Here is a 14,502-nt window from a genome sequence, read left to right as displayed (position 1 = left end):
TATCCAAATAATAGAATGGGCACAAAAAGAATCTCTTGCTTCGGCAACTGGCTGTCTCGCTTCGCCGTCCGACGTGAAAACTTTAAGCGCGGCTTCGCAGGGACCCTATAGCTTTGTGCCCTATCCTTTCGGATAGTTTACTATTATCGACAAAAATCGCTAAATCTAAAAGAACAACCTTTCACATCTCTTTACATAATAAGTATACACCATATTACAATGGAGTCAATAGGTAATAAGCTGACTTTTTAATGCTTAACATATCAGCGATATAGGCCGGGGAAGTGCGTGTTAACCATAGCTAAACGATGTTATCTCTTTAAGCTTAATAGCTTTTAAAAATGCTTGTATGAAAGTTTATAAAAATACTATTGACCATGACATATATGTAGTATATAATTATTTTCATGCATGAAGAGAACGAACTTATAAAACAGAGAAGATTAAAACTGGATGCTATAAATAGTAAGGGCATATATGCCTATGGCGCAAGGTTTGATATTACTTCTTCAATAAAAGATCTCACAGACAATTTTAGTGATGGCAAAGTTGTTACATTAGCCGGCAGGCTCATGGCATGCCGAGAGCATGGCAAGGCGAAATTTTACGATCTCAAAGATTCTACCGGCAAGGTACAACTGTATGTTAAGGCGGATATTATCGGACAAGATAGTTTCGAGTTATCCAATAATACCGATATAGGTGACTTTGTCGGAATAAAAGGCGAGACGTTCAAGACCAGAACAGGTGAGCCATCGATAAAGACTACCGAATTTGTTATTCTATCAAAATCCTTAAGGCCGCTTCCGGAAAAATGGCACGGCTTGAAAGACATTGAGACCAGGTATCGCCAGCGCTATGTGGATCTTGTCATGAACGACGATGTTAAGAAAGTATTCATAGATAGATCGAAGGTTGTTACCGGCATTCGATCCTTCTTGGATAGCAGGGGTTTCCTTGAGGTTGAGACTCCCATGATGCAGTCGATACCGGGCGGCGCGGCAGGTAAGCCTTTTAAGACTCATCATGAAGCGTTGGGAGTAGACCTATACCTAAGAATAGCGCCGGAACTCTTCTTAAAGAGACTTCTGGTCGGAGGTTTTGACAGGGTATATGAGATAAATAGGAATTTTAGGAATGAAGGCATATCCATAAGGCACAATCCCGAATTTACCATGCTCGAAGTCTACCAGGCATACTCTGACTGCGCCGGTATGATGAAATTAACCGAAGACTTAATAACGAAACTGGCCCAGGACGTAATCGGCAAGACCGCCTTTGAATATCAGGGTAAGACGATAGATCTTTCCAGGTGGGAGAAGATATCATTCGCGGACCTGATGAAGGATCAGTTCGGCATAAGCCCGGACCAGACGCAGGAAGAGTGGATAAGAAAATTAAAAAGCAAAGGCGTAGAAGTGGAAGGAAAAGAGCTTTCCAGGACGCAGTTGATAAATATCGTCGGAGACCTGATAGAACCCAAGGCCCAGAATCACCCTGTATTTGTTGTAGATATCTTCAAGGAGATGTGCCCGCTGGCCAAATGCAAAAAGGATAACCCTCTTCTTACCGACAGATTTGAGCTTTACATGGGCGGCATGGAAGTGGCAAACGCTTATTCCGAACTCAATGATCCTATCGAGCAGGCGGCAAGGTTTGAGGCCGATCTTGAAGGCGTTAAAGATAAAAAGAATAAGATAGATTATGATTTCGTGCGGGCATTGGAATATGGGATGCCTCCCGCGGGCGGGTTAGGTATAGGCATAGACAGGCTCGTAATGGTATTGACCAATTCACCGTCGATAAGAGATGTAATATTGTTCCCACAGTTAAAACCCGAAACCTCGCGAGAAGTTGCGCGAAGCGAAAATATTGAATGAACTGGCTTGCCTTCATAGCCTTCAGATACCTCACATCAAAACATAAAGAAAAATTCATCTCCATAATAAGCCTGATATCGATACTCGGCATCGCCGTCGGTGTCGCCGCGCTTATTACCGTCATAGCCGTAATGTCCGGGTTTGATAATGACCTAAAAGAGAAGATAATAGGGATGAACGCGCACATTGTAGTCGAGTCCGACTATGGCGTGGACCCTTCGGGCGAGTTTGTCTCAAAGATTTTGTCAACCCCTCATATTGTTTCCGCGGCACCATATCTGCACGGGCAGGCGCTTGTCCGCAGCAATGAAAATGTGACGGGTGTTATAGTAAAAGGCATAGATAGCCCAAAAGAAGAGAAGATAAGTAAAATAGGAACATATATAAAACAGGGATCGTTAGAATTTAATGGGAACGGCGTCGTAATAGGCAGTGAACTCGCCTCGAGGTTAAGGTTAAAGTTGGGCGACAAAATAATTTTAGTCTCTCCGTCGGATACTAAAGGCCAGACTCTTGCGATATGCGGTATATTCAATTCCGGCATGTATGAATATGACATGAATTTTATTTTTATTGATCTTAAGAAGGCACAGGACATATTCGCGGTATCGGGCCTTGTTAGCGGGATCAGTGTCAAAATAGACGACGCGTTTCGCGCGCGGGAAATAAAGAAAGAGTTGTTGGAGAAATTAGGCCCGCCGTTTACGGTAAGAACGTGGATGGAGCAGAATAAAAACCTTATTTCCGCGCTAAAACTTGAGAAGATTGTTATGTTTCTGATACTTACGCTTATAGTCATTGTGGCGTGCCTTAATATAGCAAGCACTCTTATAATGACCGTATTTGAGAAGACGAAAGATATAGGTATTCTTAAATCTATCGGCGCGACGAGATTTAACATCATGACGCTATTTGCTATAGAGGGGGCGATGATAGGAGCTTTGGGTACCGCGCTTGGCGCCGCCTTAGGCTTAGGTTTATGCTGGTGCCTGAAGACCTATAAATTTATTACATTGCCGCAGGATATATATTACATAGACAGGCTGCCTGTAAAACTTGAACCGCAGGACATCCTTGTGATAGTAGCGTCGAGCCTGTTAATAAGTTTTATAGCTACGATTTATCCGGCGTATAGGGCGTCGAAACTCGAGGCGGTAGAGGCATTGCGTTATGAGTAACATATTATTAGCGATAAAAGATTTGCGTAAAATATATAAGACCGGCGCGAAAGAGGTCAGGGCCGTAGACGGCATAAGCATTGAAATAAAAACCGGCCGGTCCATAGCTATAGTAGGGCCTTCGGGCGCCGGCAAATCCACATTTATGCATATGCTTGGCGGGCTGGACAGGCCCACGTCGGGAAAAGTGTTGCTGGACGGAGACGACATATATAGATTATCCGATTGCGATAGGGCGGCGGCCAGGAATAGAAGAGTAGGATTTGTATTTCAGTTTTATCATCTATTGTCGGAATTTACCGCGCTGGAAAATGTGATGCTCCCTATGATGATGAAGGGGCAAGGGATGAGAGAAAGAGCAAAAGATATATTAAAATCAGTAGGGCTTGAACACAGGCTCGACCATCTGCCATCCCGTCTTTCAGGAGGAGAATCACAGAGGGTAGCGATAGCAAGAGCGCTCGCGAACCAGCCGGATCTGCTTCTTTGCGATGAGCCTACAGGAAACCTCGATTCTAAGAATAGGGAGGCCATATACGAACTTCTATTTGACCTGAAGTCAAAAAGCGGCTCTACCCTTGTAATAGTTACCCATGATGAGAAGCTTGCGTCGAGAGTTGATGACGTAATCCGCTTAAAAGATGGAAAATTAGCATAGCCTACCTTTTTGTAATTCTTAATTTGACTTAATCACATTTATTATATATATTATATATACTATAATTTGGGGAAGAGATGCTTATATACCTTAACGGTAAAATGGTAGATAAAGAGAAGGCAGTGGTGTCTGTGTTTGACCATGGCCTTTTATATGGAGATGGTGTCTTCGAGGGCATCCGTTCTTATGACGGCCTGGTCTTCAAGCTAAAAGAGCATATAGACAGACTATACCGCTCCGCCGATGCCATTCATATGGTTATCCCGATGACAAAAGACGCCATGTCCAAAGCTGTCATAGATACCCTTAAGGCAAACAGCCTTAAATCGGCTTATATACGCCTGGTCGTGACAAGAGGGCCAGGAGACTTAGGGCTCGATCCGAGGAAATGCAAATATTCAACCATCTTTATCATTACTGACAAGATAAAACTATATCCGGAAGTATTTTACCGAAATGGATTGGAGATAATTACCGCGAAGACAAGGCGCAATCTCGCCAATGCCCTGGATCCGAAGATAAAATCGCTGAATTATCTTAATAATATCCTGGCCAAGATAGACGCTATTAAAGCCGGCACCGAAGAAGCGATAATGCTTACCTATAACGATTATGTCGCGGAATGCACCGGGGACAATATATTTATGGTTAAGGGCGGAAATTTTTTTACCTCGCCTACCAGTATAGGCGCGCTCGAAGGCATAACCAGAGACGCTGTTATAGGGCTGGCAAAGTCTGTTGGCGCCGGCTTTGAAGAGAAGATGCTGAAGCTTGAAGATTTATACGCGGCGGACGAGGTATTTCTGACCGGTACGGCCGCGGAGATTATCCCCGTAACAGCAATTGATAAAAACAGGATCGGCACCGGCAAACCCGGCGCTGTCACGGCGCGTCTTATGATCGAATTCAAGAAACTAACGAAGATCGATGGAGTGAAATATGTTCTGTGACGTTTGCGGCAAGAAAGAAGCGACGGTTCATCTGACGGAGATAGTCAATGACCAGGTTTCTAAACTCAACCTCTGTGAAGATTGCGCGCGCGAAAAGGGCGCCGAAATGGAAGAGCACTTCGGTTTAAGCGAGCTATTGGCCGGACTTACGGATATGGGGACCACAGTAGAGCCTGAAGTAGCCATTTCTATAAAATGCCCGAACTGCGGAATGACGTACCAAAATTTCCGCAAGCTTGGGCGCCTTGGCTGCAGCGAATGCTATGAAGCCTTTAAGAAAGAGTTGGCCCCGCTATTAAAAAGAATCCACGGCTCTGACAGGCACGTCGGCAAGGTCCCTCTCAAGACCGGAAAAACGATCAAGGATACGAGGACTTTGCAGGACCTTAAGATGCAGCTTGAGAAAGCTATACAGACTGAAGAATTTGAAGAGGCCGCGAAACTGAGGGACAAGATAAAAGATCTCGAAAACAAGAAGGCGAAAGAAGGCTAAGGATGAAGCTGGACGAGTTTCTAAAACACGATTGCGAATGGCTCAAAGGCACCGGTCCTAACTCCGATATCGTTATGTCTTCAAGGACGCGTCTTGCCAGGAATCTTGATAAGCTGTCATTTTCGCATTGGGCCGATAAAAAGCAGCAAGAAGCGATATTGACCGCTATTTTAGACGCGGCCAAGTCGGTTAGTTATCTGAAGGACGCGCTTTTCTTAAGGCTGAAGGATCTGTCCGAGGTCGACAGGCTCTTTCTTGTTGAGCGCCATCTGATGAGCCCTGAGCATACCAAGGACGTTGAATTTAAAGCGCTGATCGTGGATCCAAAAGAGATAATAAGCATAATGGTGAACGAAGAGGACCATCTCAGGATACAGATCCTGCAGTCGGGCCTGAATCTCATGGAATGCTGGAGAATAATCGACGCTCTTGATACGGAATTAAGTAAAAAATTATCATTTGCGTATTCCACTAAATGGGGATATCTTACCGCATGCCCCACAAATACCGGGACGGGACTGCGCGGCTCTATAATGCTGCATTTGCCGAGCCTTGTATTTACCGGACAGATAGGAAAAATTTTGCAGGCCACCGCTAAGCTCGGTCTTAATATAAGAGGCCTGTACGGCGAAGGGACCGAGGCAAGCGGCAACTTATTCCAGGTATCTAATCAGGTGTCATTGGGGCGGACCGAAGAAGATATTATGGACAATATTGAGAGGATAATAAACCAGATAATAGCGCGCGAAGAGGCGACCAGAAGAAATATAATTGCCAAGAGTAAAGACGCTCTCATAGACAGGGTATGGCGCGCGTTCGGAACTCTTAAGAACGCGCATATAATAACAAGCAATGAGACGATAGCGCTTCTTTCGGCCATAAGACTTGGTGTGGACGTCGGCGTTGTGAAGAATATGGACAGAAGAATGGTAAACGAACTATTGATACTTACGCAGCCGGCGCACCTTCAGAAGCTTAAGGGCAAGGTGCTGAGTTCCAACGAACGCGATACGCAGCGCGCGGAATTGATCAGGGAAAAATTAAAATAGGGTCATAACTTAGGAGATTTTATAATGGCGATGTTTAACAGATTCACTGAGAGGGCGAGAAAAGTTATACTTTTGGCGAAGGAGGAGGCCAAGAGGTTTAATCACGACTACATCGGCACAGAGCACATACTGCTTGGCTTGGTCAGAGAAGGCGAAGGCGTCGCCGCCGCTGTGCTCGCGAGTTTTGGCCTAACGCCGGACAAGATAAGGATAGAGGTAGAAAAGCTCGTTCAGCCGGGGCCGACTACAGTTATTTCCGGCGATCTTCCGTTCACGCCAAAAGCAAAGAAGGTTATGGAGCTTGCCACGGAGGAAGCACGCGCGCTGGGGCATAATTATATCGGCACGGAACACTTGTTATTGGGCCTGATAAGAGAAGGCGAAGGCGTGGCGTCGCAGGTATTGATGAATTTAGGCCTTGAGCTGGAAAGGGTGCGTGAAGAAGTCATGAACCTTCTTGGTTCATCCATCCCCGGATACGAGATGGGCCAAAAAGTATCGCACGCTAAGACGCCCGCGCTCGACGCGTTTGGCAGGGACCTGACAAAACTGGCCAAGGATAATAAATTAGATCCAGTCATCGGCAGGAAAAATGAGATAGAGCGTGTTATACAGATACTGTCAAGGCGCACAAAGAACAATCCTGTGCTTTTAGGCGAGGCAGGGGTTGGTAAAACCGCCATAGTCGAGGGCCTCGCGCAGAAGATAGTGGCAGGCGATATTCCGGAGATACTGCGCGATCAGAGGATCATCATACTCGATTTAGCGCTGATGGTCGCCGGGACAAAATACAGAGGCCAGTTTGAGGAAAGAATTAAAGCTGTAATGGATGAGATAAAAAGATCAGAAGATATAATAGTATTCATAGACGAGCTTCATACTCTTGTTGGCGCGGGCGGAGCGGAAGGCGCTATAGACGCGTCGAACATACTGAAACCTGCGCTATCGCGCGGCGAGATACAATGTATAGGCGCAACCACTCTAAATGAATACCGCAAGCACATAGAAAAAGACGCAGCTCTCGAGAGGCGCTTCCAGACGATAATGGTGGAGCCTCCTTCGGTAGCCGAGACGATAGATATATTAAAAGGGCTTCGCGATAAATATGAAGCTCACCACAGGGTTAAATTTACCGATGAGGCCGTCGAGGCCGCCGCGAAGTTGTCCGATAGATATATTACCGGCAGATACCTGCCGGATAAGGCTATAGATCTTATAGACGAGGCGGGCGCCCGTTCCAGGCTTTCGGTTATGACAGCTCCGCCGGATGTAAAGCATATCGAAGACAAGATGGAGACCGTTAAAAAGGAGAAAGAACAGAGCGTAAAGAACCAGGACTTTGAGCGCGCCGCGAAATTCAGGGATGAAGAGCGCAAGTTAAAGGAAGAGTTGGGCGGAATAAAAAAGGAGTGGCAGACATCGCGCGGCAAGTTTGAACCAAAAGTTACCGATGAGGATATAGCGGTCATCGTTTCAAAATGGACCGGTATTCCTATCGTAAAACTGGAAGAAAAAGAACAGGCGAAATTTTTAAATATGGAAGACGGCATGCACAAGCGCGTTATCGGCCAGAATGAAGCTATAAGCGCTATAGCTCACGCCGTCCGGCGTTCGCGCGCCGGGATAAAAGATCCGCGCCGCCCGATAGGCTCATTCATATTTCTGGGCCCTACAGGTGTGGGGAAGACGCTTGTGGCAAGAGCGCTCGCGGAGTTTATGTTCGGTGATGAGGACGCGATAATACAGATAGATATGTCAGAGTATATGGAGAAGTTCAATGTATCGAGACTTGTAGGCGCGCCACCCGGCTATGTGGGTTATGAGGAAGGCGGACAACTTACAGAGAAGGTCAGGCGTCGTCCGTATTCGGTGGTATTGCTGGATGAGATAGAGAAGGCGCATCCGGATGTGTTTAATATACTGCTGCAGATGCTCGAAGAGGGACGCCTCACGGATTCGTTCGGAAGAAAGGTAGATTTCAGGAATACGATAATAATAATGACTTCAAATATAGGTGCTGAGACTTTAAAGAAGCAGGGCTCGATAGGGTTTAAATCGCAGGAGGAGGAAGTTACCTACCAGTCCATGAAGACCAGACTGCTCGATGAAGTTAAAAAAGTATTCAAGCCGGAATTTTTAAACAGGGTTGACGATATAATTGTCTTCAGGTCCCTTACAAGGGAAGACCTGGAGCATATAGTGGAACTGGAGACGAAAGAGGTTGAGACGCGCCTTAAAGATCAGAATATACATATAGAGCTGACGAAAGAGGCGAAAAATTTTCTTATAGAGCGCGGATTCGATAAGGTATTTGGCGCGCGCCCGTTAAAGCGTACTATACAAAGATTCCTGGAAGATCCCCTTGCCGAAGGTATCATAAAAGGGACCTATAAGCCCGGAGTGAAAGTGCGCGTTACGGCTACGCCCGACCATCTGGAGTTTACGACAGTCTGATATTGTTATGAGAAACATACGCGCGAGAAGGCGCTTTAAAGCGCTTTTAGTTATACTTTTGGCGTTAAGTTTTATTGCGTTCTTTGAAAGCAGGATAGAAGCGTTTGCCCCGCAATTTAAAGTGTTAGCCGAAGGCAGGATAGAAGATATGTTCAGCGGTAAGGTGGATATATCCATAGGCGCGCTTAAAGGCGGCATCGTTAGCCCATTTGCGATCCATGATGTGAAGATATTGAAAAAGGACGGATCCGCATCTGCGGACATTGTCGATATAGAGAATATAACTTCAAATTACAGGATATGGAATTTTATCTTTCCAAATTTTGTTTCGAGCAAGCCTTATGTGACTATAGACTTCTCTACGAAGAATGGTATATTGTCCGGCTTTATATTGCTGCAGGGGACAAAAGAGGACGCGTCAATAAAAGGGAATATAAGATTGTTTGACGGCGACAAGATAGACCTGTCCGGCGATATAAAGAATGGAGTGGCAAATATAATATTAAGGCCCAAGGAAGGCTATGTAAAGATAGAATATAACTTTGCCGCCAGCGGAGTGGCCATTTTAAAGATAATAGCCGGCCACGTAAAGTTGCAGCACTTTGATATTACGGGCGAAGCGACGATAAAGAATGTGACGGAAGAGAACCTTGAGGGCGAGGTAGAAGCAAAGAACATCATACTTAATTATAAGCCGTTTAATGACGTAAGGGCTTCTTACAGGATATCGAAAGAGGCTATTGAGATACGCAACCTTGACCTTGGCAGGGTATGTTATATAAACGGTAAATTTGGGCTAAAAGATCCGTATATTGTCGACGCGATAGCGGTTACGGATAATGTGAATCTGGAGCAGACGCTCGCTATATTTAATCCGCGGTACGCTTCGTTCATCGCGGGGATCATGAACAGTAAATGGGAATTAAAAGGGCCTATAGATAAGCTTAGGAGTAAAGTGCGGTTGGAAATAAAAAAGGGCAGGATATCCGAGATGAAATTTGAGTTTTTAAGCGCTGATCTTAAAGGCGACGGGCCTATAGTAACGATAGACGATTCGCGCATAACGCGCGAAAGCGGCTCTTTTACTCTTGCGGGATATATGGACATGGCCAGGATAGGTAAAGACAGTTTTTTCGAAAATCTTAAGATAATTGACGGCGCGGATACCGTGCTTTGGGATGGATACGACACCGCTAAATGGCAGGACGTCCGTGAATTCAAGATGAAGAAGAATATAGTAGGAGATATCAATATCGGGTTTAAAAAGTATGTAAACGATGAAAAGGTCGACGAAAGCCTTCGCGACAGGGATGAGTACGAGCTTTCGTATAATCTGCATCCGAATGACAGTATAAAATTAAAGTTCAGCGATAATAAGAATTTTTTTGGGTTAGAACATAAGGATAAATTCTAGAGAAGGGGAATTGAATGTTCAGAAATATCGCGGAATTGGTAGGAAAGCGTTTCATAGAGTTCGTCAGGTATGCCGGCGGCACGTCGATACTTTTGGGCGAGACGCTTTTCTGGATACCGATCCCGCCTTTAAGAAGGCGTCACGTGGTAGAGCAGATGTCAAGGATAGGCGTGGACAGCCTTCCGATAGTTTCCCTGATAAGCCTTTTTACCGGTATGGTCCTGGCCCTGCAAAGCGCGTACCAGATGCAGAAGATGTCGGCCGAGATGTACATAGCGTCTTTAGTCGCGCTTTCGATGACACGCGAACTCGGGCCGGTATTGACGGCGCTTATAGTGGCCGGAAGGACCGGCGCGTCGATAACGGCTGAGCTTGGCACGATGAAAGTTACGGAGCAGGTAGACGCTCTTGAGACGCTTGCAACAAATCCGGTAAAATATCTTGTCGTTCCGAGGTTTCTGGCGCTTGTTATCATGATACCTATACTGACCCTGTACTCCGATATCATAGGCGGCCTGGGCGGATACCTGATAGGTGTCTATAAATTAGATGTGAGCCACTCCATGTATATGAAGATGACCTGGAAGGCATTGAGGTACAAAGATATATACACTGGCCTCATAAAAAGCACGTTCTTCGCGATGATAATATGCATTGTCGCCTGTTTTGAAGGGATGAGGGCCGAAGGCGGGGCGGAGGGTGTAGGCAAAGCTACGACATCGAGCGTAGTCACGAGTTTCATTTTAATAATAGCGTCCGACTGTTTCTTTACGGCGTTATTCTATTTCTTAAATTAAACGGTATCTTTTATGATAGAGATAATAAACGTTTCCAAGACTTTCGGCGGGCACAAGGTTTTAGATAATCTAAACCTCAATGTAAGAGACGGTGAGACCACTGTAATAATAGGCAGGTCCGGCTGCGGCAAGAGCGTCCTATTAAAGCATATAATAGGCTTGCTAAAACCGGATTCGGGGAATATTCTTATCGACGGCAAAAACACAACGCGCATGGATGAGAAGGAGCTCAACGAGATCAGGATGAAGTTTGGAATGCTATTTCAGGGCGCCGCTCTTTTTGATTCGCTTACCATATTTGAAAATGTCGGGTTCAGTATGCTGGAGCACACCAACGCGACGAAGCAGGAGGTGGCAAAACGCGTTAAAGAGTGCCTGGCGCTCGTGGGATTGAAGGATATAGAGGACAAAAAGCCCGCGGAATTATCCGGAGGTATGAAGAAACGCGTGGGGTTGGCAAGGGCAATCCTCGTGAGGCCGCAGATAATTCTTTATGATGAACCTACGACCGGGCTTGATCCGATAATGGGCGATTCTATAAACGACCTGATAGTGCAGCTGCATGCCAGGTTCAAGATGACGTCGATAGCGGTTACGCATGATATGACGAGCGCTTACAAGATAGCGGACAGGATAACCATGTTGTATAATGGTAAAATAATAGCTGACGGGACGCCGGATCATATAAAAAATACAAAGGATCCCATAGTTAAGCAGTTTATTACAGGCGCCGGCACCGGCCCTATAACAGAAGGCATCGATTTCGAGCACCTAATCTAACCTGGTTAGACTAACCAGGTTAGATTTAAATGAACTACAATACGGAGGGAATACATGGACGGAACAAAAATTTTTGAATTGAAGGTCGGTATATTTATAATGATAGGCATAGCCATATTATTCATAATAGTATTTTCCATAGGTGACATAAATCTCGTAAAGCGCGGCTACCATATAAAGATAGATTTCAACTTTGTCGACGGCATAGGCCCAAGCGCTCCTGTGAGACTGGCCGGAGTAGGGGTGGGCCAGATAGACGGGCTCAAAATATATTATAATGAGACGGAAAAGAAGACGAAAGCGCAGCTGAACGCGTGGATCAAGGAAAGCGTAAAGATAGATGAAGAAGCGGTCGCGACGATAAATACTTTAGGATTTATGGGTGAAAAATATCTTGAAATATCTCCGGGTATAGGTGAGCGATTTTTGAAAGACGGCGATATGCTTATTGGCAAGGATCCGGCTTCGGTAAATAAGATATTTGAAAAATTAGGGAGCCTCACAGATTCGGTCAATACAGTGGTTACGAGGCTGAAGAACGGCGAGGGCACGGTGGGTAAATTATTGACGGATGACTCTGTATATAAGAATCTCGAGGCATTTACCGAGGACATAAAGAATAACCCTTGGAAACTTCTTAATAAACCCCGGGGTCAATAGAAAGAGGGATAACATATGACGGTATTATACTTAAGGGCTTTTTTCGTAGTAGTCAGTACCATAGTAGGTTATTATGTCGGCGCGCTTTTGGGTAATTTTAATATGACGTGGCAGATAGGCGGCGCCCTATGCGGCCTCATAGGTTCGAGCACGATAATATTAGTGGAAGTCGGGATGAGGCGATTCTCTGTCAGGAACCTTTCAGCGGCTGTGTTCGGGCTGATATTCGGATTTTTCATGGCATGGATACTTACCAGCGTGCTGAAGCTAATCCCGATGAGCATAGAACTATTTTCGTCGCTGCAGATAGTGTTGATCCTGGTATTCTGCTATTTGGGCATGGTTATAGCGATGAGGGGAAAAGACGAATTTAATCTCGTAATCCCTTATGTAAAATTCGTCAGGCAGGACGAGCGCGAAGATGTAGTGCTTCTTGATACAAGCGTTATAATCGACGGCAGGATCGCCGATATACTGGATACGAGATTTGTCGAGGGAAGGATAGTGATACCGAGGTTTGTATTAAGGGAGCTTCAGCAGATCGCGGATTCGCAGGATGCTTTGAAGCGCAATCGCGGCAGACGCGGGCTGGATATATTAAACAGAATACAGAAGAACTCCAAGCTTAATGTAAGGATACAGGAAGAAGACTTTCCGGACATAAAGGATGTTGACGCGAAATTGGTCAAGATGGGCCAGCTTCTTAGCGCCAAAGTTGTTACTAATGATTTTAATTTAAATAAGATAGCCGAGCTTCAAGGCGTTACCGTACTTAATATTAATGAACTTGCTAATGCGCTGCGGCCCGTCGTCCTTCCGGGCGAAGCTATGGAAGTCAGGATATCCAAAGAGGGAAAAGAATATAATCAGGGGGTAGGGTACTTGGATGACGGGACGATGGTCGTAGTAGATAATACCAGGCATCTGATAGGCCAGGTAGCGAAGGTTACAGTCACAAGTGTTTTACAGACATCCGCGGGCAGGATGATATTTGCTAAGCTCGAAGATGCCCCGAGGCAGCAGGGTGGATGGAAGGGTAAATGAGGCCAAGGGTAGTCGCGATAGTTCCGGCTGCCGGTTTGGGAAAAAGACTCAAGACCCGTGAAAAGAAAGCGTTTGTACGACTTGGCGGAAGGCCGTTAATAGTGTATGCGCTTAAAACTCTTAACTCATCAAAATACATAGATACCATAATCATCGCGGTCCAGCCCACACTGATAAAGCGACTCAAGGGAATAATAAAAAAGTACGGCATATCTAAGGCAAAATTTATAACGGGCGGAGGGAAGACGCGCTCGAAATCTGTTAAAAATTGTTTTGACCTTATAGGCCCGTCATACGATATAGTTTTGGTGCATGACGCGGCAAGGCCTTTTCTGTCGGAAGATATGATAGCCGGTTCCGTGCTTTTAGCCCAAAGGCACGGCGCGTGCATAACCGCGGTGCGCCAGACCGATACTGTAAAATTAGCGGATAAGAATTTATTTATCAGGAAGACGCTTGATAGGGATAGCCTATGGCGCGCGCAGACGCCGCAGGTTTTCAAATACAGCCTGTTGAAGAAGGCTTATTCTAAAGCAGGTACTCGAGAAGAAATAACCGATGATGCCATTTATTTAGAGCGCATCGGTAAAAAGGTTAAGATCCTTGAAGGCAGCGCGAAAAATATTAAGGTAACGACAAAAGAGGATCTAAAAATGGCCGAGGTGTTATTATGAGGACCGGTATAGGGTATGATATTCACAGGCTCGTCGAGGAGAGAAAATTATTTTTGGGCGGAGTTGAGATACCATACGTAAAGGGATTAATAGGATATTCTGACGGTGACGTGATCCTGCACGCGATATCGGACGCGCTTTTGGGGGCTCTGGCGCTGGGTGATATAGGCCAGCATTTTCCGAATACCGACCCAAATTATAAAGATATAGCGAGTAAAGAGATATTGAAGAAAGTGGCGCAGTTAGTATCGGATAAAAAGTATACGGTAAACAATATAGACGTGGCCGCTATAGCCGAGGAGCCGAAGATCATGCCCTTTAAGGACAAGATGGTCGAGGCCATATCCGGTATTTTAGGTATAGACAGGTCCAGGGTTAATATAAAAGCCACCACAAATGAAGGAGTGGGCGCCTTTGGCAGGGGCGAAGCGATAGCCGCGTATGCCGTCGCAACGTTGGTAGAGAAATAAA

Annotated in this window: 14 protein-coding genes and 1 riboswitch; all 14 genes read left to right on the top strand. The window is 45.5% G+C overall.

What is annotated here, in order from left to right:
* Positions 1–39: 39 nt before the first annotated feature.
* Positions 40–152: riboswitch (cyclic di-GMP riboswitch) on the bottom strand.
* A 255-nt stretch (positions 153–407) separates the two neighbouring features.
* The 14 genes from lysS to ispF all read left to right on the top strand — a co-directional run bounded on the left by lysS (position 408) and on the right by ispF (position 14,501).
* Entirely contained in the window at positions 408–1,880 is a 1,473-nt protein-coding gene (lysS, locus tag Q8R38_02360) for a lysine--tRNA ligase (protein MDP3790867.1), read from the top strand.
* On the top strand, positions 1,877–3,058 hold the full coding sequence (locus Q8R38_02355; GenBank protein MDP3790866.1) for a lipoprotein-releasing ABC transporter permease subunit: 1,182 nt from the start codon (positions 1,877–1,879) through the stop codon (positions 3,056–3,058). Before lysS ends, Q8R38_02355 begins: the two co-directional genes overlap by 4 nt.
* The gene (locus Q8R38_02350; GenBank protein MDP3790865.1) at positions 3,051–3,716 is read left to right on the top strand and encodes an ABC transporter ATP-binding protein; all 666 of its coding nucleotides are present in this window, start codon (positions 3,051–3,053) and stop codon (positions 3,714–3,716) included. Before Q8R38_02355 ends, Q8R38_02350 begins: the two co-directional genes overlap by 8 nt.
* A 77-nt stretch (positions 3,717–3,793) precedes the next feature.
* The gene (gene ilvE / locus Q8R38_02345) at positions 3,794–4,666 is read left to right on the top strand and encodes a branched-chain-amino-acid transaminase (GenBank protein ID MDP3790864.1); all 873 of its coding nucleotides are present in this window, start codon (positions 3,794–3,796) and stop codon (positions 4,664–4,666) included.
* Positions 4,656–5,159 carry a UvrB/UvrC motif-containing protein gene (locus Q8R38_02340; protein ID MDP3790863.1) on the top strand — a complete coding sequence of 168 codons (504 nt, stop codon included), beginning with the start codon at positions 4,656–4,658 and terminating at the stop codon, positions 5,157–5,159. Before ilvE ends, Q8R38_02340 begins: the two co-directional genes overlap by 11 nt.
* Positions 5,160–5,161: 2 nt before the next feature.
* On the top strand, positions 5,162–6,208 hold the full coding sequence (locus tag Q8R38_02335; protein MDP3790862.1) for a protein arginine kinase: 1,047 nt from the start codon (positions 5,162–5,164) through the stop codon (positions 6,206–6,208).
* Between the two features lie 30 nt (positions 6,209–6,238).
* Positions 6,239–8,662, top strand: a complete 2,424-nt coding sequence (locus Q8R38_02330) for an ATP-dependent Clp protease ATP-binding subunit (protein ID MDP3790861.1) — start codon at positions 6,239–6,241, stop codon at positions 8,660–8,662.
* Positions 8,663–8,669: 7 nt separating this feature from the next.
* On the top strand, positions 8,670–10,076 hold the full coding sequence (locus tag Q8R38_02325) for a hypothetical protein (GenBank protein MDP3790860.1): 1,407 nt from the start codon (positions 8,670–8,672) through the stop codon (positions 10,074–10,076).
* 14 nt (positions 10,077–10,090) lie between these two features.
* A complete protein-coding gene (locus tag Q8R38_02320; GenBank protein MDP3790859.1) occupies positions 10,091–10,873 on the top strand; it encodes an ABC transporter permease in 783 nt (260 codons plus the stop codon).
* 12 nt (positions 10,874–10,885) lie between these two features.
* Positions 10,886–11,653: an ABC transporter ATP-binding protein gene (locus tag Q8R38_02315; GenBank protein MDP3790858.1), complete on the top strand. Its 768-nt coding sequence runs from the start codon at positions 10,886–10,888 to the stop codon at positions 11,651–11,653.
* A gap of 54 nt (positions 11,654–11,707) precedes the next feature.
* The gene (locus Q8R38_02310) at positions 11,708–12,313 is read left to right on the top strand and encodes an MlaD family protein (GenBank protein MDP3790857.1); all 606 of its coding nucleotides are present in this window, start codon (positions 11,708–11,710) and stop codon (positions 12,311–12,313) included.
* A gap of 15 nt (positions 12,314–12,328) precedes the next feature.
* Positions 12,329–13,357 carry a TRAM domain-containing protein gene (locus Q8R38_02305; GenBank protein MDP3790856.1) on the top strand — a complete coding sequence of 343 codons (1,029 nt, stop codon included), beginning with the start codon at positions 12,329–12,331 and terminating at the stop codon, positions 13,355–13,357.
* Positions 13,354–14,031, top strand: a complete 678-nt coding sequence (gene ispD / locus Q8R38_02300) for a 2-C-methyl-D-erythritol 4-phosphate cytidylyltransferase (GenBank protein MDP3790855.1) — start codon at positions 13,354–13,356, stop codon at positions 14,029–14,031. The genes Q8R38_02305 and ispD overlap by 4 nt, the downstream gene beginning before the upstream one ends.
* Complete coding sequence (ispF, locus tag Q8R38_02295) at positions 14,028–14,501, top strand: 2-C-methyl-D-erythritol 2,4-cyclodiphosphate synthase (GenBank protein ID MDP3790854.1); 474 nt, start codon at positions 14,028–14,030, stop codon at positions 14,499–14,501. Before ispD ends, ispF begins: the two co-directional genes overlap by 4 nt.
* The last annotated feature ends 1 nt before the right edge of the window (position 14,502 follow it).

This window comes from Candidatus Omnitrophota bacterium (assembly GCA_030695905.1).
In the GTDB taxonomy this organism is placed as follows: Bacteria; Omnitrophota; Gorgyraeia; order 2-01-FULL-45-10; family 2-01-FULL-45-10; genus CAZHPY01.
The sequence above is the reverse complement of the archived record's forward strand: the minus strand, read 5'-3'. Positions and strand labels throughout refer to the sequence as shown.